Genomic DNA, 21,082 nt, shown 5'->3' with positions numbered 1-21,082 from the left:
TCTGCCATGGGGAAACGGATTTTATTACTTGAGAAAGAACGAAATCTCGCTCATTTTCTCAGTCTGGAACTCCAAAAAGAGCAATACCGTGTTGATCTGGTCGAGGAGGGTCAAAAAGCCCTCTCCATGGCTCTCCAGACAGATTATGACTTGATTTTACTGAATGCTCGTCTGGGGGATATGACGGCCCAGGATTTTGCAGAGAGGCTGAGTCGGACAAAACCAGCCTCAGTGATTATGGTCTTGGACCATCGCGAAGAATTGCAAGACCAGATTGAGACAATCCAGCGCTTCGCCGTTTCTTACATCTATAAGCCAGTGATTATTGATAATCTGGTAGCTCGTATTTCAGCGATTTTCCGAGGTCGGGACTTCATTGACCAACACTGTAGTCAGATGAAGGTTCCATCGTCTTACCGCAACCTACGTATGGATGTAGAACATCATACCGTTTATCGTGGCGAGGAGATGATTGCTCTGACGCGCCGTGAGTATGACCTCTTGGCTACTCTCATGGGAAGCAAGAAAGTCTTGACTCGTGAGCAGTTGTTGGAAAGTGTTTGGAAGTACGAAAGTGCGACAGAAACCAATATCGTGGATGTTTATATCCGTTATCTACGTAGCAAGCTTGATGTTAAAGGTCAAAAAAGCTACATTAAAACCGTTCGTGGTGTTGGTTACACCATGCAAGAATAGAAAAGCAGTTGCAGTTGTGTAACTGCTTTTTTTGAGGGATTTCTATATATTGACATACAGTCGGGTCTTTGCTACAATCAGTTATGGAGGAAGATCTAATGAAATTTTTGAAAAAAATGTTGCAAGTTGGACTAGCAGTCTTTTTCTTTGCTTTGCTAGCGACAAATACCGTATTGGCGGATGATTTTGATTCAGAAGGCTGGCAATTTGTCCAAGAAAATGGTAGAACCTACTACAAGAAGGGGGATCTCAAAGAAACCTACTGGCGAGTGATTGATGGGAAGTACTATTATTTTGATCATGTATCAGGTGAGATGGTTGTTGGATGGCAATATATTCCGTTTCCATCTAAAGGTAGTACAATTGGTCCTTACCCAAATGGTATCAGATTAGAAGGTTTTCCAAAGTCAGAGTGGTACTACTTTGACAAAAATGGAGTGCTACAAGAGTTTGTTGGTTGGAAAGCATTAGAGGTTAAAACTAAAGACAGTGTTGGAAGAAAGTATGGGGAAAAACGTACAAATCCGGAAGATAAAGAAGAGAAGAGTTTTTACACGAACTATTACTTTAATCAAAATCATTCTTTAGAGACAGGTTGGCTTTATGATCAGTCTAATTGGTATTATCTAGCTAAAACGGAAATTAATGGAGAAAACTATATTGGTGGTGAAAGACGTTCAGGTTGGATAAATGATGGTTCAGCTTGGTACTATCTAGATCCAACAACTGGTATCATGCAAACTGGTTGGAATCAAATTGGCAATAAGTGGTACTACCTCCGTTCATCAGGAGCTATGATAACTGGCTGGTATCAGGAAGGCTCAACTTGGTACTATTTAGATGCTGAAAATGGCGATATGAAAACAGGCTGGCAATATCTTGGTAACAAGTGGTACTATCTCCGTTCATCAGGAGCTATGGCAACTGGTTGGGTGAAAGACGGTTCAACTTGGTACTACCTAAATGCAAGTAATGGAGATATGAAGACAGGTTGGACCAAAGTAAATGGAAACTGGTATTATCTCAATTCAAATGGAGCAATGGTTACAGGTAGCCAAACTATCGATGGTAAAGTTTATAACTTTGCTTCATCTGGTGAGTGGATTTAATCTTGGAGGAGATACAAATGAAGCTTTTGAAAAAAATGATGCAAGTCGCACTAGCAACATTTTTCTTTGGTTTGCTAGCTACAAATACTGTATTTGCGGATACCACAGGTGGCCAATTTGTTGATAAGGATAATAGAAAATATTATGTAAAAGATGATCATAAAGCAATCTATTGGCATAAAATAGACGGTAAAACTTACTATTTTGGTGATAGAGGAGAGATGGTTGTCGGTTGGCAATACGTAGAAATTCATGGAACAGGTTATCGTGATAATTTATTTAATAATCGTCCAGTCTTAGAAATTGGCCTTCAACAGAAGTGGTACTATTTTGGACAAGATGGTGCTTTGCTAGAACAAACAGATAAACAAGTACTAGAGGCAAAAACGTCTGAAAATACAGGAAAAGTATACGGTGAACAATATACTCCATCTGCTGAAAAGAGAACTTATTATTTTGATAATAATTATGCTGTAAAGACAGGCTGGACTTATGAAGACGGCAATTGGTATTATTTAAATAAGCTAGGAATTTCTGGCGATGATTCTTACAATCCACTACCAATTGGTGAAGTTGCTAAGGGTTGGACTCAAGATTTCCATGTTACTTTTGGCATTGATAGAAGCAAACCTGCTCCATGGTACTACTTAGATCCAACAACTGGCATCATGCAAACAGGTTGGCAACATCTTGGTAATAAATGGTACTACCTCCGTTCATCAGGAGCAATGGCGACTGGCTGGTATCAGGAAGGTACCACTTGGTATTATTTAGACCAACCAAATGGCGATATGAAAACTGGTTGGCAAAACCTTGGGAACAAATGGTACTATCTCCGTTCATCAGGAGCAATGGAAACTGGTTGGTATCAAGAAGGTTCGACTTGGTATTATCTACATGCAAGTAATGGAGATATGAAGACAGGCTGGTTCCAGGTCAATGGCAAATGGTACTATGCTTATAGCTCAGGTGCTTTAGCAGTGAATACGACCGTAGAAGGCTATTCGGTCAACTATAATGGCGAATGGGTTCAATAATGAAAGAGGCGATTGTGAAGGAAACAATCGCTTTTTTTGTGAAAATATAATAAAATAGATAGGAGAAATACTACTGTATGAAATAAGACGGTCTTTTCGTCTAGCAAAAGGAAAACATGACAAAAAAAGTTGGTGTCGGTCAGGCACATAGTAAGATTATTTTAATAGGAGAGCACGCTGTCGTTTACGGTTATCCTGCCATTTCCCTGCCTCTCTTAGAGGTGGAAGTGACTTGTAAGGTGGTTCCTGCTGAAAGTCCATGGCGTCTTTATGAGGAGGATACCTTGTCTATGGCGGTGTATGCCTCGCTTGAGCACCTAAATATCAAGGATGCTTGCATTCGTTGTCAGATTGACTCAGCTATCCCTGAAAAACGTGGGATGGGTTCGTCAGCGGCTATCAGCATAGCAGCTATTCGAGCTGTTTTTGACTACTATCAAGCTGACCTGCCTCATGATATACTAGAAATCTTGGTCAATCGGGCTGAGATGATTGCCCATATGAATCCGAGTGGTTTGGATGCCAAGACTTGTCTCAGTGACCAACCTATTCGCTTTATTAAAAACGTTGGATTTACAGAGCTTAAGATGGACCTATCCGCTTATTTGGTCATTGCAGATACGGGCGTGTATGGTCACACTCGTGAAGCCATCCAAGTGGTTCAAAGCAAGGGGAAGGATGCCCTGCCGTTTTTGCATGCCTTGGGAGAATTGACCCAGCAGGCAGAAGATGCGATTAGACAAAAAGATGCTGAAAAACTGGGACAAATCCTCAGTCAAGCGCATTTACATTTAAAAGAAATTGGTGTTAGTAGCCCTGAGGCAGATTCCCTCGTTGAAACGGCTCTGAGCTACGGAGCTCTGGGTGCCAAGATGAGTGGCGGTGGGCTAGGAGGTTGTATCATAGCCCTGGCAGCCAATCTGGATCAAGCAGAAGAACTAGCAAAACGATTAGAAGAGAAAGGAGCTGTTCAGACATGGATCGAAAGCCTGTAACAGTACGTTCCTACGCAAATATTGCCATTATCAAATACTGGGGAAAGAAAAAAGAGAAAGAGATGGTTCCTGCTACTAGCAGTATCTCTCTGACTTTGGAAAATATGTATACAGAGACGACCTTGTCGCCTCTACCAGCCCATGCGGCGGCGGATGCCTTTTATATCAATGGTCAGCTCCAAAATGAGGCGGAGCATGCCAAGATGAGCAAGATTATCGACCGCTATCGTCCAGCAGGTGAGGGCTTTGTCCGTATCGATACCCAAAACAACATGCCGACTGCAGCGGGTTTATCCTCCAGTTCCAGCGGTTTGTCCGCCTTGGTAAAGGCTTGCAATGCTTATTTCCAGCTTGGTTTGGATAGAAGTCAGTTGGCACAGGAGGCTAAGTTCGCTTCAGGTTCTTCCTCTCGTAGTTTTTATGGACCACTCGGTGCCTGGGACAAGGATAGTGGGGAGATTTACCCTGTAGAGACAGACTTGAAACTAGCTATGATTATGTTGGTGCTAGAAGACAAGAAAAAACCAATCTCTAGCCGTGATGGGATGAAACTCTGTGTGGAAACCTCGACGACCTTTGATGACTGGGTACGCCAGTCTGAGAAGGATTATCAGGATATGCTGGTTTATCTCAAAGAAAATGACTTTGCCAAGGTTGGGGAACTAACGGAGAAAAATGCCCTTGCTATGCACGCTACGACAAAAACAGCATCGCCAGCCTTTTCTTATCTAACGGATGCGACTTATGAAGCGATGGATTTTGTTCGCCAGCTTCGTGAGCAAGGGGAAGCCTGCTACTTTACCATGGATGCGGGTCCCAATGTCAAGGTCCTCTGTCAGGAGAAAGACTTGGAGCATTTATCAGAAATCTTAGGTCAACGTTATCGCTTGATTGTGTCAAAAACAAAGGATTTGAGTCAAGATGATTGCTGTTAAGACTTGTGGAAAACTCTATTGGGCTGGTGAGTATGCTATTTTAGAGCCAGGGCAGTTAGCCTTGATAAAGGCTATCCCCATCTATATGAAGGCTGAGATTACCTTTTCCGACAGCTACCGTATCTACTCAGATATGTTTGATTTCGTAATGGACTTGACACCAAATCCTGACTACAGCTTGATTCAAGAAACAATTGATTTGATGAATGATTTCCTTGCTGATCGTGGGCAGACCTTGCATCCTTTTTCCTTGGAAATTCGTGGAAAAATGGAACGAGAAGGCAAAAAGTTTGGTCTGGGTTCGAGTGGTAGCGTCGTTGTCTTGGTGATCAAGGCCCTGCTGGCTCTATATGATATTACGGTTGATCAAGATCTCTTGTTCAAGCTGGCTAGTGCGGTCTTGCTCAAGCGAGGAGACAATGGCTCTATGGGAGACCTTGCCTGTATCGTTGCAGAGGATTTGGTTCTCTACCAGTCTTTTGATCGCCAGAAGGTGGCTGCTTGGCTAAAAGAAGAAAACTTGGCGACAGTTTTAGAGCGTGATTGGGGCTTTTCTATTTCACAAGTAAAACCAGCTCTAGAATGTGATTTCCTAGTTGGATGGACCAAGGAAGTAGCTGTGTCTAGTGACATGGTCCAACAAATCAAACAAAACATAGACCAGAACTTTTTAACTTCCTCAAAAGCAACAGTGGTTACTTTGGTAGAAGCCTTGGAGCAGGGGAAAATAGAAAATATCATCGAGCAGGTGGGAACAGCCAGCCATCTTTTAGAAGGCTTGAGCCCAGATATTTACACGCCTTCGCTCAGACAGTTGAAAGAAGCCAGTCAAGATTTTCTGGCTGTTGCCAAGAGTAGCGGTGCTGGTGGTGGTGACTGTGGGATTGCCTTGAGTTTTGATGCGCAATCGACTGAAACCATAAAAAATCGCTGGGCCGATCTGGGGATTGAGCTTTTATACCAAGAAAGGATTGGACATGACGACAAATCGTAAGGACGAGCACATCCGCTATGCCCTTGAGCAAAAAAGCTCCTATAATAGCTTTGATGAGGTGGAGTTGATTCATTCATCCCTGCCCCTTTATGATCTGGATGAGATTGATTTGTCTACAGAATTTGCAGGTCGCAAGTGGGATTTTCCTTTTTATATCAATGCTATGACGGGTGGAAGTGATAAGGGGAGAGAAATCAATCAAAAGCTGGCTCAGGTGGCAGAAGCCTGTGGGATTTTGTTTGTGACGGGTTCTTATAGCGCAGCCCTCAAGGATCCAACAGATGACTCTTTTTCTGTCAAATCTAGCCATCCAAATCTCCTCCTTGGAACCAATATTGGATTGGACAAGCCTATCGAGTTTGGACTTCAGACTGTGCAAGAGATGAATCCTTTGCTTTTGCAAGTGCATGTCAATGTCATGCAGGAATTACTCATGCCTGAGGGAGAAAGGAAGTTCAGAAGCTGGCAATCGCATCTAGCAGAATATAGCAAGCAAATTCCCGTTCCTATTATTCTCAAGGAAGTGGGTTTTGGCATGGATGTGAAGACCATCGAGAGAGCCTATGAACTGGGGGTTCGAACTGTTGACCTATCAGGTCGTGGTGGCACCAGTTTTGCCTATATCGAAAACCGTCGCAGTGGCCAACGTGATTACCTTAATCAATGGGGGCAGTCTACTATGCAAGCCCTTCTTAATGCCCAAGACTGGAAAGATAAGGTTGAACTTTTGGTCAGTGGAGGTGTTCGGAACCCACTTGATATGATTAAGTGTCTGGTCTTTGGCGCCAAGGCTGTGGGATTATCACGAACCGTTCTGGAATTGGTTGAAACCTACTCGGTCGAGGAAGTGATTAGCATCATCCAAGGTTGGAAAGCAGATTTACGCTTGATCATGTGTTCCCTTAACTGTGCCACCATAGCGGGTCTGCAAAACGTAGACTATATTCTTTATGGTAAACTAAAAGAAGCTAGAGATCAGATGTAGAGAGGTCGGGACAAGAACCCCGCCCTTTTTTGTAGCCTTTTGTCAACTGTAGTGGTCTGAAAGAACCTAGCTTCTAAGAGCGATTTCTATGCCACTGCCTTTTTCCATCCTCAGACCGAGGTGACTTTTTTGAATTGTGATAAAATAGAAGGGAGAGGATGCAGCTATGAAAAAATTTCAAATCTTTTTATTTATTGAAGCCTGTCTGTTGACGGGGGCTCTGATTTTGATGGTATCAGAGCATTTTTCGCGTTTTCTGCTGATTCTGTTCCTCTTTTTGCTCTTGCTACGCTATTATACAGGTAAAGAGGGCAACAATGTGTTCCTCCTTGTGGCGACTATTCTTTTCTTTTTCATCGTCATGCTCAATCCCTTTGTGATTTTAGCTATCTTTGTGGCGGTCATCTACAGTCTCTTTCTTCTCTATCCGATGATGAATCAAGAAAGAGAGGAGACTGACCTGGTTTTTGAAGAAGTCGTGACAGTAAAAAATGAACGCAATCCCTGGTTTGGCAATCTCCATCATTTCTCTAGTCACCAGACTTGCCAGTTTGACGATATCAATCTCTTTCGCCTCATGGGCAAGGACACCATTCACTTAGAAAGAGTTATCCTAACCAATCATGACAATGTCATTATCCTTAGAAAAATGGTCGGAACGACTAGGATTATCGTACCTGTAGATGTGGAAATCAGTCTCAGTGTCAACTGCCTCTATGGAGATTTAACTTTCCTCCATCAACCCAAGCGAGCCCTTCGTAATGAACACTATCATCAGGAAACCAGGGACTATCTCAAGAGTAACAAGAGCGTCAAAATTTTCCTAACCAGTATGATTGGCGATGTGGAGGTGATCAGAGGATGAAAAAGCAATCTTATCTGTTAATCGGCCTGACTTCTCTCCTTTTTATCCTCTTTTTGACCAATAGTCTACTGGATATTCTCAATCTTGATTGGTCCTATTTACTACAAGATATCGAAAAACTGGAAAAGTTAATCTTCTTGATTTTTGTCTTTAGTCTTTCCATGTCCTTCTTTTTTGTCCTTTTTTGGCGGGTGATAGAAGAAATTTCACGCAGAAAAATGCAGGTCAATCTCAAGCGCTTGTTAGCAGGTAAAGAGGTGGTTTCTTTTGCAGATCCAGACTTGGATGCCAGTTTCAAGTCCTTATCTGGCAAGCTCAATCTCTTGACAGAAGCTGTTCAAAAGGCTGAAAATCAAGGCCTGGTCAGGGAAGAAGCACTTATCGAGAAAGAACGCAAACGGATAGCACGTGACTTGCACGATACAGTTAGTCAGGAGTTGTTTGCAGCCCATATGATTTTATCAGGTGTCAGTCAGCAGGCTTTTAAGCTGGATAGAGAAAAGATGCAGACCCAGTTGCAAAGTGTCGCGGCCATCCTAGAGACTGCTCAGAAAGATCTACGGGTCTTGCTCCTACATTTGCGACCAGTCGAGTTGGAAGAGAAGAGTTTGGTTGAGGGGATTCAAATCCTCTTAAAAGAGCTTGAGGACAAGAGTGATCTCAAGGTTAGTCTCAAGCAGAATGTGTCTAAATTACCTAAGAAGATTGAAGAACATATCTTCCGTATTTTGCAGGAATTGATCAGCAATACCCTCCGCCATGCCCAGGCATCTTGCCTAGATGTCTACCTCTATCAGACAGATGTTGAATTGCAGCTGAAGGTGGTGGACAATGGAATTGGTTTCCAGTTGGGGAGTTTAGATGACTTGAGTTATGGACTGCGAAATATCAAGGAGCGGGTAGAAGATATGGCAGGGACGGTTCAACTTTTGACAGCACCTAAGCAAGGATTGGCGGTCGATATCCGTATTCCCCTGCTAGAAAAGGAATGATAAAGGAGTATAGATGAAAATTTTACTGGTAGATGACCATGAAATGGTCCGATTGGGCTTGAAAAGCTACTTTGACCTCCAAGAAGATGTAGAAGTTGTGGGCGAGGCAGCCAATGGATCTCAAGGTATTGACTTAGCCTTGGAATTGCGTCCAGATGTCATTGTCATGGATATTGTCATGCCTGAGATGAATGGGATTGATGCTACCTTGACCATCCTCAAAGAATGGCCTGAAGCCAAGATTTTGATTGTGACCTCTTACCTAGACAATGAAAAAATCATGCCGGTCTTGAACGCTGGTGCTAAAGGTTATATGCTCAAGACTTCAAGTGCAGACGAACTGCTCCACGCTGTTCGTAAGGTTGCTTCTGGAGAGCTTGCTATTGAACAAGAGGTCAGCAAGAAAGTTGAATACCACCGTAATCATATGGAGCTTCATGAGGAGCTGACTGCGCGTGAGCGAGACGTACTTCAACTCATTGCCAAGGGCTACGAAAATCAGCGTATCGCAGATGAACTCTTTATCTCTCTCAAGACGGTCAAGACCCATGTATCCAACATCCTAGCCAAGCTTGAGGTCAGCGATCGCACTCAGGCTGCGGTCTATGCCTTTCAACACCACTTGGTAGGGCAGGAGGACTTTTAGATGAATCTTACAGATTTACTTGTGGAGCTAGAAGCGGGAAAAGACCCTGAGAAAGCAGGCCCAATGGAAGCCTATATGCGCTACCAATTTTCCTTTTTAGGTATTGCAGCTCCTGAAAGAAATGCCCTTTATAAAAAATACTTTCCAAGCGCGAAAAAAACAAAGCTCATCGATTGGGATTTTGTAGACACTTGCTGGGAAAAGGAGCCTAGAGAATACCAGTATGTGGCTGCCAACTATTTGAAAACTATGCAGTCTTATCTAACAGAGAATGATTTGCCTAAGCTTGAGCGCCTGGTCGTGACCAAGTCCTGGTGGGATACGGTAGATATTCTAGACCGAGTAGTAGGAAGTTTGGTATATGACAAGCCAGAATTGGGAGAAATCATCCTCCAATGGAGTTTATCAGATAATATCTGGCTGAGACGAGTTGCTATTGATCACCAGTTGTTAAGAAAAGAGAAGACGGATGTTCAACTAATGGAAAAGATCCTGCTCAACAATCTGGACCAGACAGAATTTTTTATCAATAAAGCCATCGGTTGGGCTCTAAGAGACTACTCCAAAACCAATCCGGAATGGGTAGCAAGCTTCATCGAAAAAAATAGGGAAAGAATGACTGAACTCAGTATCAGGGAAGCAAGCAAGTACCTTTAGCATCATTGAAAAGCGCATTCATTACTTGAAAATTAACCGTGGTTTATGCTATAATAGACTGTATTTAAAAAATTTTAAGGAGAAATGACAGAATGTCTGTATCATTTGAAAACAAAGAAACAAACCGTGGTGTCTTGACTTTCACTATCTCTCAAGACCAAATCAAACCAGAATTGGACCGTGTCTTCAACTCAGTAAAGAAATCTCTTAACGTTCCAGGTTTCCGTAAAGGTCACCTTCCACGTCCTATCTTCGACCAAAAATTTGGTGAAGAGTCACTTTACCAAGACGTTATGAACGCTCTTTTACCAAACGCTTATGAAGCTGCAGTAAAAGAAGCTGGTCTTGAAGTCGTTGCACAACCAAAAATTGACGTAACTTCAATGGAAAAAGGTCAAGACTGGGTTATCACTGCTGAAGTCGTGACAAAACCTGAAGTAAAATTGGGCGACTACAAAAACCTTGAAGTATCAGTAGGTGTAGAAAAAGAAGTAACTGACGCTGACGTTGAAGAACGTATCGAACGCGAACGCAACAACTTGGCTGAATTGGTTATCAAAGAAGGCGTTGCTGAAAATGGCGACACTGTTGTTATTGACTTTGTTGGTTCGATCGACGGTGTTGAATTTGACGGTGGAAAAGGTGAAAACTTCTCACTTGGACTTGGATCAGGTCAATTTATCCCTGGTTTTGAAGACCAATTGGTTGGACACTCAGCTGGCGAAACTGTTGACGTTGTCGTAACATTCCCAGAAGACTACCAAGCAGAAGACCTTGCAGGTAAAGAAGCTAAATTCGTGACAACTATTCACGAAGTAAAAGCTAAAGAAGTTCCAGCTCTTGACGATGAACTTGCAAAAGACATCGACGAAGAAGTGGAAACACTTGCTGAATTGAAAGAAAAATACCGCAAAGAATTGACTGCTACGAAAGAAGAAGCATACAAAGATGCAGTAGAAGGTGCAGCAATCGATAAAGCTGTAGAAAATGCTGAAATCGTAGAACTTCCAGAAGAAATGATCCACGAAGAAGTTCACCGTTCAGTAAATGAATTCCTTGGAAACTTGCAACGCCAAGGGATCAATCCTGACATGTACTTCCAAATCACTGGAACTACTCAAGAAGATCTTCACAAACAATACGAAGCAGAAGCTGAGTCACGTACGAAGACCAACCTTGTTATCGAAGCAGTTGCCAAAGCTGAAGGATTTGACGCTTCAGAAGAAGAAATCCAAAAAGAAATCGAGCAATTGGCAGCAGACTACAACATGGAAGTGGCACAAGTTCAAAACTTGCTTTCAGCTGACATGTTGAAACACGATATCACTATTAAAAAAGCTGTTGAATTGATTACAAGCACAGCAACAGTAAAATAATCTTAAAAGATAAAAAGCCCACCTGACTAGGTGGGTTTTCTGTTGCACTATTTTCCAAAAATCTCTTTTAAGTCTGCATCTGTAATTCCAATCATGGCTGGGATACTAGACCAGTTTTCTTCGGTGAGGATGTAGGATTGTTCAGAGTCACTTGCTGTGGCAGTTTCAGAGAAGGCTTGTTTACTTTCTTCAATATTATTTTCAATTAGATCACTGAAGCGTTCAATCAGATAGGTCTTGCGAGCAGTCCCGATATGCTTGACTGCATAGTCAAAGGCCTGTAACTCGCCAAGAAGGATGAGCTTGCTCTTGGCCCGTGTGATAGCTGTGTAGATGAGATTCCGCTCCAGCATGCGCTTGCTAGCACTGGTGATGGGCAGGATGACAACAGGAAACTCACTTCCTTGAGACTTATGGATACTCATGGCATAGGCTAGTCGAATCTTGTACCATTCGTTACGTGGGTAGATGACCTCATTGCCATCAAAATCTATGACAATCTCATCTTGTTTGGACTCGGTGTATTTTCCAGGAATCAGATCTGTGATGTAGCCTAGGTCTCCATTAAAGACATTGACTTCGGCATCGTTGACTAGGTGAATGACCTTGTCCCCTGTTCGATAGTGACACTGAGTTGCTTCAAAGCTAACTTGCCCCTTTTGCTGAGGATTGAGCAGGTCTTGCATAAGTTGGTTGATGGCGTCAATACCAGCAGTTCCTCGATACATAGGCGCTAGCACCTGAATATCGCGAGCCGGAATGCCACTTCTGAGGGCAGCACCGAGGATTTTCTCAATGGTAGCTGGGATATGGCCACTAGCGATTTCAAAGTAGGAACGGTCTGCCTTTTTCTGGGTAAAGTCGGCTGACAAGATGCCTTGTCGAATTTGACTAGCCAAGGTAACGATGGTTGATTCCTCGCTCTGACGGTAAATCCGTTCTAAGCGAGTCTGAGGAATCAGGGGTATCTGGAGCAGGTCAGCCAGGACTTGTCCGGGACTAACAGACGGTAGCTGGTCGCTATCACCTACGATGAGAATTTTACTGTTAGAAGAAATGTTGGAGAAGAGCTGGTTGGCTAACCAAGTATCCACCATGGAAAACTCATCTACAATGATAAAGTCGGCATCTAGATAATCTTCTAGATGGCTGGTATCATCGTCTCCCGTCATTCCCAAATGACGGTGTATAGTCGCGCTAGGCAAACCTGTCAATTCATTCATGCGCCGAGCGGCTCGACCAGTTGGAGCAGCAAGAAGGATAGGCAGATTGCTTTTTTTCTTGAGATCAAGCCCTTCTAAAAGGGCATAAACAGCGATAATCCCATTGATAACAGTCGTCTTACCAGTACCAGGTCCGCCTGTTAGGATAAAGACCTTGTTCTGGATGGCGTCGCAGATAGCCTGCTTTTGGATACTATCGTATTGGATACCCAGTTCTTTCTCGACGCTAGCGATATGCTTTTGAATGGTTTCCAAATACTGACTTTTCTGCTTTCCTTTTTCAAGGATACGAACCAAGTGACTGCGAATTCCTTCTTCGGCGAAAAAGAGGCTATTATCAAAGATTTTGGTATCAATCTGCTGAACCTTGTCTTCTTCGATGAGATGGGAGAGTTCCTGAGCGACTTGGCTGGGGTTCAGTTCCACAGGACGAGAAGACTCGAGGAGAGTCAGGGTCTGCTCCAGCAAATCACGGGCTTCCATATAGGTATCACCCGTATCCATACAGCCTTGAAAGAGACTGTGGACAAGGCCAGCGCGGAAGCGCTCGGGAGCTTGGCTTTCGATACCTAGTTCGGCTGCTAGTTGGTCAGCAATGGTAAAGCCCAAACCCTTGATATCCTCAACCAACTGGTAGGGATAATTTTCAACGATATCGATAGTTTCCTCTTTGTAGGTATCCTGAATTTGAATAGCTAATTTATTAGGGATTCCGTAGTTGGCAAGCTTGGCCAAAACCATCTCTGTCCCATAGTTGAGACGGAGGGTGGAAACAAAAGCCTCACGGTTTTTGGCAGAGAGTCCTGAGATGCCTTCTAGCTTTTCAGGATGCTCCAGAATTTCGTCGATAGTGTTTTCACCATAGGTATCAACAATTTTCTGGGCAGTCTTGAGACCGATTCCCTTAAAATGGCTGCTAGAGAAATATTTGACCAAGCCCTTACTAGTGGGTTTTGCTCTCTCATAACGACTGATTTGTAGCTGTTCCCCATACTTGGAGTGCTGAACGATTTGCCCCCAAAAAGTATAGTCTTCGCCCTCAATCACGTCAGCCATGGTTCCTGTAACGATGATTTCAAAATCGTCAAAGTCCTCCGCATTGGTATCTTCGATATCTAGGAGGAGGATGCGATAGAAATTACTGACATTTTCAAAAATAATGCGTTCAATGGTGCCTGAAAAATAAACTTCCATAGGTTTCCTTTACATAAGTTCGTGAGAGTTGGTTCTTAGCAATTTTGAAAAAACTAGATGACTAAACGGTTTATTCTCACAATAGAAAAAGAGACTGAGACTTAGCATTCTCGGCCTCTTCCTTATCTTAAAATGTTCCGATACGGTTAAGTGGCCAGAAACGGAATTTTGCTTCGCCTTTGATTTCGCTGGCCTTGAAGGTACCAACATGGCGGCTGTCGCTAGAGACTAGACGATCGTCACCAAGGAGAAGGTACTCACCTTGAGGGACAGTAAAGCTGAAGCTGGTATTGGAATTGACATCGACCGTAAAGGCTTGTGCTTTTTGAGCAAGTTCTCTAAAGTAAACTCCTTTGTTTCCTTCGAATCCCTTTCCAGTATAGGTGTTTTGCAACTTTTCTGTTTTGAACAAGTTGAGGTATTCAGCTAGGTAGGGTTCATTCGTTTCTTCACCGTTGATAAAAAGTTTATCATTTTCGTAGCGGATGGTATCTCCAGGCATGCCGATAACCCTTTTGACAATGTCTTTATTTCCGTCTTCCTCATGCGCAACCACGATGTCGAAGCGGTCAATTGGGAGGTGTTTGACAACGAAGAGAACCTCTCCGTCGGCTAGGGTAGGGTCCATCGAGTGTCCTTCTACACGGACATTGCTCCAAAGAAAGATACGACTAAGACCTACCAGTGCGATAATCAGGAAGAAAACTCCCCATTCTTTTAGAAATGTTTTAAACGAATTCATAATTTACCTTTCTAGAAGTGCTTTGGCTTTTTCAGTGTTTTTAAAGTGAAGTTTGGCGCAGAAATGAAGTCCTTTCATGCCATAGGCCTGAAGGATTTTACTAGCAACCTTATCAGATGCAGTTCCAGCGCCACTTGGCAGTTGATAGCCCAGTTCTCGTCCCAGATTTTCCAAGTTTTCAAGGAAGAGATCACGAGCGATGATGGAGCTAACCGCAACAGCCAGGTATTTGCCCTCGGCTTTTTCTTCCAAACTAACCTTGTTTGGGAAACGGTTGGCTTCTTGCGCTAAGTACTTATCATAGTTTTTTGGACTAGTAAAGGCATCAATCACGATTTTCTCTGGCTGGACTCCGTTTTGAAGCAGGAGAAAGATAGCCTGATTGTGAAGGGCAACCTTTACAGAAACAGCATTGTAACGCTCTCCGATAACTTCGTTGTACTTGCTCGGTGAAAGGAGGAGCGCTTGGTGTGGAATCTTCTCCTTGAGGATAGGGGCAATCTGACGAATCTTTTGGTCTGTCAGAGTCTTGGAATCCCCCACGTCGAGTTTTCGCAAGAAGTCGTGCTGGTCAGGTGTCACGAAGGAAGCCACGACAGCCAACCCGCCAAAGTAGGAACCATTTCCCACCTCATCAGTTCCAATCATAGGAAAATCTTGTCCACTGTTTTCTTGTTGAACTTGATAACCAAAGAAACTAGCGTAGTGCTCAGCAGCTTCGCCTTGCAGGAGGACTTTTCCAGAAGTATAGATGGAAACTGTTGCCTGAGGCAGTCGCAAAAAATAGCGGATATAGGGATTTTTACTAGGACTGAGAGCCTTCTGATACTGACTTAAAAAGCTCTGAATTTCCTGTTCACTGGGTGTGAGTGTGATACTTGCCATAGTCTCTATTGTACCACAAAAGCAGGAGAATTGGTAAAAACTGACAAAGTTAGCGAAATTTGGTATAATATCGTGAGGTGAATTTTATGGCAAATCTAAATCGATATAAGTTTACATTCGGGAAAAAGACATTAACCTTGACAACCGAGCATGACAACCTCTTTATGGAGGAAATTGCCAAGGTTGCGACTGAAAAATACCAAGCAATTAAAGAACAAATGCCTGGGGCGGATGATGAGACCATTGCGCTTCTTTTGGCGGTCAACTGTCTGTCTACACAGCTCAATCGTGAAATTGAATTTGATGACAAGGAGCAAGAGTTGTTAGAACTCCGTCACAAGTTGATTGCTGTCAAACAAGAACAGAGCAAGATTGAGGACTCCCTATGATTTCAATCCTACTCTTATTGGTTCTGGCTTGGGGCTTTTACATCGGCTACCGTAGAGGTTTGGTCCTGCAAGTTTATTATTTCCTCGTGGCAGTGATTTCAGCCTTTGTTGCGGGACAGTTTTATAAATCACTGGGTGACCACTTCCACTTGCTTGTCCCTTATGCCAATCCTCAGGAAGGACAGGGCACCTTTTTCTTCCCTTCAGACCAGCTGTTTCACCTAGACAAGGTCTTTTATGCGGGTCTAGCCTACCTTTTAGTTTTCGGAATTTGTTACAGTATCGGACGTTTTATCGGTTTGTTCCTGCACTTGATTCCAACTAAAAAGCTCGATGTCAAATGGTTGCGTATCGGAGCAGGCGTTTTGTCTCTATTGGTAACCTTATTTGTCTTACAAATGGCTCTGACCATTCTCGCAACAGTGCCTCTGGCAGTCATTCAAAATTCACTCGAAAAAAGTATAGTAGCCAAAAACATCATCCAAAGTGTCCCTTTTACGACAAACTTTATCAAACAACTCTGGGTGACAAATTTAATCGGATAAAAAGGGCGGGATTTTTCCTAGCCCTTTGTTTACAGATTTGGGGACTAGGTCAAAACCTCTAGTTGCTATAATCTTATAAACAAGCATACAAGGAAAGAATATGAATACAAAAATACTAGAAACCTTAGAATTTAATAAAATCAAAGCCTTGTTTGAACCCCATCTCCTGACTGAACAAGGCTTAGAGGAGCTAAAAGGCTTAGCTCCAACTGCCAAGGTGGATAAAATCAAACAAGCCTTTACAGAGATGGAGGAAATGCAAGCCCTATTTGTGGAGCAACCTCACTTTACCATCCTAGCGACGCGTGAGATATCAGCTGTTTGCAAGCGTCTGGAGATGGGGGCGGACCTCAATATCGAGGAATTTTTACTCATCAAACGGGTCTTGCTTGCTAGCAGAGAGTTGCAAAGTTTTTATGCCAATCTCGAAAACGTACGCTTGGCACAGTTGGCGAGATGGTTTGAAAAACTGCATGATTTTCCACACTTGCAGGGGAATCTTCAAGCCCTAAATGACGCAGGATTTATCGAGAATTTTGCCAGCGAAGAACTAGCACACATTCGTCGGAAAATCCATGATAGCGAGAGTCAGGTCCGAGATGTTTTACACGACCTGCTCAAGCATAAAGCTCAGATGTTGACGGAAGGGATTATTGCTAGTAGAAATGGGCGTCAAGTCTTACCCGTCAAGAATACCTACCGCAACAAGATTGCGGGTGTTGTTCATGACATCTCTGCCAGTGGGAATACAGTCTATATCGAACCCCGTGAGGTCGTGAAACTGAGCGAAGAAATCGCGAGTCTGCGAGCTGATGAGCGCTATGAGATGATTCGCATCCTGCAGGAATTATCGGAACGGGTCCGTCCTCATGCTGCAGAAATTGCTAATGACGCTTGGATCATCGGTCATTTAGACTTGATTCGTGCCAAGGTGCGTTTCATCCAAGAAAGACAAGCAGTTGTTCCTCAGCTTTCAGAGAACCAAGAGATTCAACTCCTTCATGTTCGCCATCCTTTGGTCAAAAATGCTGTTGCAAACGATGTACACTTTGGTAAGGAATTAACGGCCATTGTCATTACAGGTCCCAATACTGGTGGGAAGACCATCATGCTCAAAACCCTGGGCTTGACTCAACTCATGGCCCAATCTGGCTTGCCCATTTTAGCTGATAAGGGGAGCCGTGTCGGTATTTTCGAGGAAATCTTCGCCGACATTGGCGATGAACAGTCTATTGAGCAGAGTTTGTCTACCTTCTCCAGCCACATGACCAATATCGTAGATATTCTTGGCAAGGTCAATCAGCACTCGCTCTTATTGCTAGATGAGCTTGGGGCGGGGACCGATCCGCAGGAAGGTGCAGCCCTTGCTATGGCTATTCTGGAGGATCTTCGTCTGCGTCAGGTCAAGACTATGGCGACGACCCACTATCCAGAACTCAAGGCTTATGGTATTGAGACAGCCTTTGTGCAAAATGCCAGCATGGAGTTTGATACAGCCACTCTGCGTCCGACCTATCGCTTTATGCAGGGAGTTCCTGGCCGAAGCAATGCCTTTGAAATTGCTAAACGCCTTGGCTTGTCAGATGTCATTGTCGGGGATGCCAGCCAGCAGGTCAACCAAGATAATGATGTCAACCGCATCATTGAACAATTGGAAGAGCAAACGCTTGAAAGTCGCAAACGCTTGGACAATATCCGTGAGGTGGAGCAAGAAAACCTCAAGATGAACCGAGCACTCAAAAAACTTTACAATGAGCTTAATCGGGAAAAGGAAACTGAGCTCAACAAGGCGCGTGAACAAGCTGCTGAAATTGTGGAACTTGCTCTAAGTGAGAGTGACCAGATTCTCAAGAATCTTCATAGCAAGTCTCAACTCAAACCCCACGAAATCATTGAAGCCAAGGCTGAGCTGAAAAAACTGGCTCCTGAAAAAGTTGACTTGTCTAAAAACAAGGTCCTTCAAAAGGCCAAGAAAAAACGAGCTCCAAAGGTGGGAGATGACATTGTGGTCCTCAGTTATGGTCAACGTGGAACCTTGACCAATCAGCTTAAGGACGGCCGTTGGGAAGCCCAAGTCGGTTTAATCAAGATGACCTTGGAAGAGAAAGAATTTGACCTTGTTCAGGCTCAGCAAGAAGCCCCAGTCAAGAAAAAACAAGTCAATGTCGTGAAACGTGCATCTGGTCGTGGCCCACAAGCCAGACTGGATCTTCGTGGCAAACGGTACGAAGAGGCCATGAATGAGCTGGACGTCTTTATCGACCAAGCCCTGCTTAATAACATGGCGCAAGTCGACATCATCCATGGTATCGGAACGGGTGTCATCCGTGAGGGCGTCACCAAATACCTGCAAAGAAACAAGCATGTCAAGAGTTTTGGCTATGCTCCACAGAATGCTGGCGGCAGTGGCGCCACCATTGTGACCTTTAAAGGATAGAGAGAAGAAGGATTCATTCTTTCTGAAAAAAGAAGTGAAAATCCATCTTTTTTCAAATAATATATTGACAAAAGCTAACTTTTCTTGTAAAATAATAAAAAATTAAATACCAACACCGAATGAAGTTTAATAGAAGTGGAGAAAGGTTTGTTTTCCATGACTGTAAATGGACGGAACTCTGGAGAGACCGTAAAGGCACCGAAGGGGCAAGGCAGAAAACTGCTCAAACTCTCAGGTAAAAGGACAGAGCTAGGATAGACCGCTTTTTGGCATTTATCTAAGCATTCCAGAGTACATGTATCTTGCATGTGCTCTTTCTTTTGGGGTTGAAAGATAGGAGTAGGACATGTTAGAATTGCTAAAAGCGCTTGATGCTTTCGTTTGGGGACCTCCCCTCTTAATCTTATTGGTCGGAACGGGTATCTATTTGACCATCCGACTAGGCCTTTTGCAGGTAACTCGTCTCCCTAAGGCCTTTCAGTTGATTTTTACCAAGGACAAGGGACATGGCGATGTGTCGAGCTTTGCAGCTCTTTGTACAGCTCTAGCTGCCACCGTTGGTACGGGAAATATCATTGGAGTTGCGACAGCTATTAAGGTTGGGGGGCCAGGTGCTCTCTTTTGGATGTGGATGGCAGCCTTCTTTGGGATGGCAACCAAGTATGCTGAAGGCTTGCTGGCTATCAAGTACCGCACCAAGGATGCAAATGGAGCTGTAGCTGGAGGCCCCATGCACTACATCCTTTTGGGAATGGGAGAAAAGTGGCGTCCACTTGCTATCTTCTTTGCCCTAGCGGGTGTATTGGTAGCCCTTCTAGGAATTGGTACCTTTACCCAAGTCAATTCAATTACAGAATCTATCCAAAATACAGCTCAAATTGATCCAGCTATCACAGCTCTCGTTTTATCTGTTTTTGTCGCGATTGCAGTCTTTGGTGGACTCAAATCCATATCAAAAGTTTCGACAGCAGTTGTTCCATTTATGGCTATTGTCTATATTCTAGGAACCTTGATTGTGATTTTCTTTAATATCGAGAAAATCCCAGCCACACTTGCCCTCATCTTTACCTCTGCTTTTAGCCCTGTAGCTGCAGTAGGAGGATTTGCAGGTGCGACTATCCGTACTGCAATCCAAAATGGTGTGGCGAGAGGAGTCTTCTCTAACGAATCTGGTCTTGGTTCAGCTCCGATCGCAGCTGCTGCGGCTAAGACAAATGAGCCTGTTGAGCAAGGCTTGATTTCTATGACAGGGACCTTTATTGATACGTTGATTATCTGTACTCTGACAGGTCTGACAATCTTGGTAACTGGGGTTTGGAGCGGTGATTTGAATGGAGTAGCGCTTACCCAGTCAGCCTTCTCAACAATTTTTTCGCATTTTGGCCCTGCTCTTTTGACCATATTTTTGGTTCTCTTTGCCTTTACGACAATTCTCGGCTGGAATTACTACGGAGAGCGCTGTTTCGAGTTTCTGTTTGGTGTTCGCTTTATCTGGCTCTATCGAGTGGTCTTTGTGCTCATGGTCTTGTTGGGAGGTTTTATCGAGTTGGACATGGTCTGGATTATTGCTGATATTGTCAATGCCTTGATGGCTCTACCTAACTTGATTGCCCTCTTAGTCTTGTCGCCAGTCGTCATTGCTGAGACTAAACAGTATTTTAAACACTAACCCAATCACACTTTTAGTGTGATTTTTTTCATTTCATAGACATTTCCTATCATGGCAATTGAAAATATATATTATCCAAGTGGAAAATTCTATGATAGACTAAATGACAATAAAATGAAAAGAGGTTTCTTATGACAAGATTTACCATCCACACAGTAGAATCTGCTCCAGCAGAAGTAAAAGAAGTTCTGGAAACAGTACAAAAAGACAACAATGGCTATATTCCCAATCTGATTGGTCTCTTGGCCAATGCTCCTACTGCTCTAGAAGCCTACCGAACTGTCGGAGCCATCAACCGCCGTAATAGCCTAACCCCAGTTGAGAGAGAAGTGGTGCAAATCACAGCTGCGGTAACCAATGGATGTGCCTTCTGTGTCGCAGGTCACACTGCCTTTTCGATCAAACAGATCCAAATGAATGATGATCTTCTCCAAGCCCTCCGCAACCGAACTCCAATCGAGTCAGATTCTAAGCTAGATACTCTAGCTAAGTTTACCTTGGCGGTCATCAATACCAAGGGTCGTGTAGGAGATGAAGCCTTGGCTGAATTTTTGGAAGCTGGCTATACGCAACAAAATGCCTTGGACGTGGTTCTAGGTGTTAGTCTTGCCAGCCTTTGCAACTATGCCAACAACCTAGCCAATACGCCTATTAATCCAGAATTGCAACCTTATGCCTAGTTCGAATCAGAAAGAAAAAATGAAGACTGAG

The 21,082-nt window shown here is 43.5% G+C and carries 20 protein-coding genes and 1 riboswitch; of the genes, 17 read left to right on the top strand and 3 right to left on the bottom strand.

The genetic code is table 11. From position 1 onward, the window contains the following. Positions 1-6 precede the first annotated feature (6 nt). The 12 genes from MK409_RS05465 to tig all read left to right on the top strand — a co-directional run bounded on the left by MK409_RS05465 (position 7) and on the right by tig (position 11,287). Positions 7-696, top strand: a complete 690-nt coding sequence (locus MK409_RS05465; protein ID WP_268705586.1) for a response regulator transcription factor — start codon at positions 7-9, stop codon at positions 694-696. 98 nt (positions 697-794) lie between these two features. Further along, positions 795-1,805 carry a choline-binding protein CbpJ gene (cbpJ, locus tag MK409_RS05460; RefSeq protein WP_268705585.1) on the top strand — a complete coding sequence of 337 codons (1,011 nt, stop codon included), beginning with the start codon at positions 795-797 and terminating at the stop codon, positions 1,803-1,805. A gap of 17 nt (positions 1,806-1,822) precedes the next feature. After that, positions 1,823-2,842 carry a choline-binding protein CbpC gene (gene cbpC, locus MK409_RS05455; protein ID WP_268705584.1) on the top strand — a complete coding sequence of 340 codons (1,020 nt, stop codon included), beginning with the start codon at positions 1,823-1,825 and terminating at the stop codon, positions 2,840-2,842. 116 nt (positions 2,843-2,958) lie between these two features. Next, positions 2,959-3,837 carry a mevalonate kinase gene (gene mvk / locus MK409_RS05450; RefSeq protein WP_268705583.1) on the top strand — a complete coding sequence of 293 codons (879 nt, stop codon included), beginning with the start codon at positions 2,959-2,961 and terminating at the stop codon, positions 3,835-3,837. Further along, a complete protein-coding gene (gene mvaD / locus MK409_RS05445; protein WP_268705582.1) occupies positions 3,819-4,772 on the top strand; it encodes a diphosphomevalonate decarboxylase in 954 nt (317 codons plus the stop codon). Before mvk ends, mvaD begins: the two co-directional genes overlap by 19 nt. Then, positions 4,759-5,766 (top strand): phosphomevalonate kinase, encoded by a 1,008-nt coding sequence (locus MK409_RS05440; protein WP_268705581.1) that lies wholly within the window; start codon positions 4,759-4,761, stop codon positions 5,764-5,766. The genes mvaD and MK409_RS05440 overlap by 14 nt, the downstream gene beginning before the upstream one ends. Next, positions 5,750-6,751, top strand: a complete 1,002-nt coding sequence (gene fni, locus MK409_RS05435) for a type 2 isopentenyl-diphosphate Delta-isomerase (protein WP_268705580.1) — start codon at positions 5,750-5,752, stop codon at positions 6,749-6,751. Before MK409_RS05440 ends, fni begins: the two co-directional genes overlap by 17 nt. A 166-nt stretch (positions 6,752-6,917) precedes the next feature. Further along, positions 6,918-7,616 (top strand): cell wall-active antibiotics response protein LiaF, encoded by a 699-nt coding sequence (liaF, locus tag MK409_RS05430; protein ID WP_268705579.1) that lies wholly within the window; start codon positions 6,918-6,920, stop codon positions 7,614-7,616. Continuing rightward, a complete protein-coding gene (locus tag MK409_RS05425; protein WP_268705578.1) occupies positions 7,613-8,608 on the top strand; it encodes a sensor histidine kinase in 996 nt (331 codons plus the stop codon). Before liaF ends, MK409_RS05425 begins: the two co-directional genes overlap by 4 nt. Positions 8,609-8,621: 13 nt before the next feature. Then, entirely contained in the window at positions 8,622-9,254 is a 633-nt protein-coding gene (locus tag MK409_RS05420; RefSeq protein ID WP_268705577.1) for a response regulator transcription factor, read from the top strand. After that, positions 9,255-9,911, top strand: coding sequence for a DNA alkylation repair protein (locus MK409_RS05415; RefSeq protein WP_268705576.1), 657 nt, complete (start codon positions 9,255-9,257; stop codon positions 9,909-9,911). Between the two features lie 92 nt (positions 9,912-10,003). After that, positions 10,004-11,287: a trigger factor gene (gene tig / locus MK409_RS05410; RefSeq protein WP_268705575.1), complete on the top strand. Its 1,284-nt coding sequence runs from the start codon at positions 10,004-10,006 to the stop codon at positions 11,285-11,287. Between the two features lie 47 nt (positions 11,288-11,334). On the opposite strand, the gene MK409_RS05405 is transcribed toward tig, so the two are convergent. The 3 genes from MK409_RS05405 to rnhC form a co-directional block, all read right to left on the bottom strand. Further along, on the bottom strand, positions 11,335-13,704 hold the full coding sequence (locus tag MK409_RS05405) for an ATP-dependent RecD-like DNA helicase (protein WP_268705574.1): 2,370 nt from the start codon (positions 13,702-13,704) through the stop codon (positions 11,335-11,337). A 127-nt stretch (positions 13,705-13,831) separates the two neighbouring features. Beyond that, positions 13,832-14,446 (bottom strand): signal peptidase I, encoded by a 615-nt coding sequence (gene lepB, locus MK409_RS05400; RefSeq protein ID WP_001083993.1) that lies wholly within the window; start codon positions 14,444-14,446, stop codon positions 13,832-13,834. A gap of 3 nt (positions 14,447-14,449) precedes the next feature. Next, a complete protein-coding gene (gene rnhC, locus MK409_RS05395; RefSeq protein WP_268705573.1) occupies positions 14,450-15,331 on the bottom strand; it encodes a ribonuclease HIII in 882 nt (293 codons plus the stop codon). Positions 15,332-15,417: 86 nt separating this feature from the next. Between rnhC and zapA the strand changes: the two genes are divergently transcribed. From zapA to MK409_RS05370, 5 genes are all read left to right on the top strand, one after another. Continuing rightward, entirely contained in the window at positions 15,418-15,720 is a 303-nt protein-coding gene (zapA, locus tag MK409_RS05390; protein ID WP_000002028.1) for a cell division protein ZapA, read from the top strand. After that, positions 15,717-16,265, top strand: coding sequence for a CvpA family protein (locus tag MK409_RS05385; protein WP_000623535.1), 549 nt, complete (start codon positions 15,717-15,719; stop codon positions 16,263-16,265). The genes zapA and MK409_RS05385 overlap by 4 nt, the downstream gene beginning before the upstream one ends. Before the next feature lie 100 nt (positions 16,266-16,365). Beyond that, on the top strand, positions 16,366-18,702 hold the full coding sequence (locus tag MK409_RS05380) for an endonuclease MutS2 (protein WP_268705572.1): 2,337 nt from the start codon (positions 16,366-16,368) through the stop codon (positions 18,700-18,702). Between the two features lie 168 nt (positions 18,703-18,870). Continuing rightward, a riboswitch (glycine riboswitch) is annotated at positions 18,871-18,959 on the top strand. A gap of 89 nt (positions 18,960-19,048) precedes the next feature. Then, positions 19,049-20,371 (top strand): alanine/glycine:cation symporter family protein, encoded by a 1,323-nt coding sequence (locus MK409_RS05375; protein ID WP_268705571.1) that lies wholly within the window; start codon positions 19,049-19,051, stop codon positions 20,369-20,371. Between the two features lie 131 nt (positions 20,372-20,502). Further along, a complete protein-coding gene (locus MK409_RS05370) occupies positions 20,503-21,051 on the top strand; it encodes a carboxymuconolactone decarboxylase family protein (protein ID WP_268705570.1) in 549 nt (182 codons plus the stop codon). Positions 21,052-21,082: the final 31 nt, after the last annotated feature.

It is taken from the genome of Streptococcus oralis (assembly GCF_026782375.1).
GTDB lineage: Bacteria > Bacillota > Bacilli > Lactobacillales > Streptococcaceae > Streptococcus > Streptococcus oralis_CL.
The sequence above is the reverse complement of the archived record's forward strand: the minus strand, read 5'-3'. Positions and strand labels throughout refer to the sequence as shown.

What these genes read in the sequence shown, in the direction of transcription:
- MK409_RS05465 (WP_268705586.1), top strand. Translation starts at nt 7, where the DNA reads ATGGGGAAACGGATTTTATTACTTGAGAAAGAACGAAATCTCGCTCAT.
- cbpJ (WP_268705585.1), top strand. Translation starts at nt 795, where the DNA reads ATGAAATTTTTGAAAAAAATGTTGCAAGTTGGACTAGCAGTCTTTTTC.
- cbpC (WP_268705584.1), top strand. Translation starts at nt 1,823, where the DNA reads ATGAAGCTTTTGAAAAAAATGATGCAAGTCGCACTAGCAACATTTTTC.
- mvk (WP_268705583.1), top strand. Translation starts at nt 2,959, where the DNA reads ATGACAAAAAAAGTTGGTGTCGGTCAGGCACATAGTAAGATTATTTTA.
- mvaD (WP_268705582.1), top strand. Translation starts at nt 3,819, where the DNA reads ATGGATCGAAAGCCTGTAACAGTACGTTCCTACGCAAATATTGCCATT.
- MK409_RS05440 (WP_268705581.1), top strand. Translation starts at nt 4,759, where the DNA reads ATGATTGCTGTTAAGACTTGTGGAAAACTCTATTGGGCTGGTGAGTAT.
- fni (WP_268705580.1), top strand. Translation starts at nt 5,750, where the DNA reads ATGACGACAAATCGTAAGGACGAGCACATCCGCTATGCCCTTGAGCAA.
- liaF (WP_268705579.1), top strand. Translation starts at nt 6,918, where the DNA reads ATGAAAAAATTTCAAATCTTTTTATTTATTGAAGCCTGTCTGTTGACG.
- MK409_RS05425 (WP_268705578.1), top strand. Translation starts at nt 7,613, where the DNA reads ATGAAAAAGCAATCTTATCTGTTAATCGGCCTGACTTCTCTCCTTTTT.
- MK409_RS05420 (WP_268705577.1), top strand. Translation starts at nt 8,622, where the DNA reads ATGAAAATTTTACTGGTAGATGACCATGAAATGGTCCGATTGGGCTTG.
- MK409_RS05415 (WP_268705576.1), top strand. Translation starts at nt 9,255, where the DNA reads ATGAATCTTACAGATTTACTTGTGGAGCTAGAAGCGGGAAAAGACCCT.
- tig (WP_268705575.1), top strand. Translation starts at nt 10,004, where the DNA reads ATGTCTGTATCATTTGAAAACAAAGAAACAAACCGTGGTGTCTTGACT.
- MK409_RS05405 (WP_268705574.1), bottom strand. Translation starts at nt 13,704, where the DNA reads ATGGAAGTTTATTTTTCAGGCACCATTGAACGCATTATTTTTGAAAAT.
- lepB (WP_001083993.1), bottom strand. Translation starts at nt 14,446, where the DNA reads ATGAATTCGTTTAAAACATTTCTAAAAGAATGGGGAGTTTTCTTCCTG.
- rnhC (WP_268705573.1), bottom strand. Translation starts at nt 15,331, where the DNA reads ATGGCAAGTATCACACTCACACCCAGTGAACAGGAAATTCAGAGCTTT.
- zapA (WP_000002028.1), top strand. Translation starts at nt 15,418, where the DNA reads ATGGCAAATCTAAATCGATATAAGTTTACATTCGGGAAAAAGACATTA.
- MK409_RS05385 (WP_000623535.1), top strand. Translation starts at nt 15,717, where the DNA reads ATGATTTCAATCCTACTCTTATTGGTTCTGGCTTGGGGCTTTTACATC.
- MK409_RS05380 (WP_268705572.1), top strand. Translation starts at nt 16,366, where the DNA reads ATGAATACAAAAATACTAGAAACCTTAGAATTTAATAAAATCAAAGCC.
- MK409_RS05375 (WP_268705571.1), top strand. Translation starts at nt 19,049, where the DNA reads ATGTTAGAATTGCTAAAAGCGCTTGATGCTTTCGTTTGGGGACCTCCC.
- MK409_RS05370 (WP_268705570.1), top strand. Translation starts at nt 20,503, where the DNA reads ATGACAAGATTTACCATCCACACAGTAGAATCTGCTCCAGCAGAAGTA.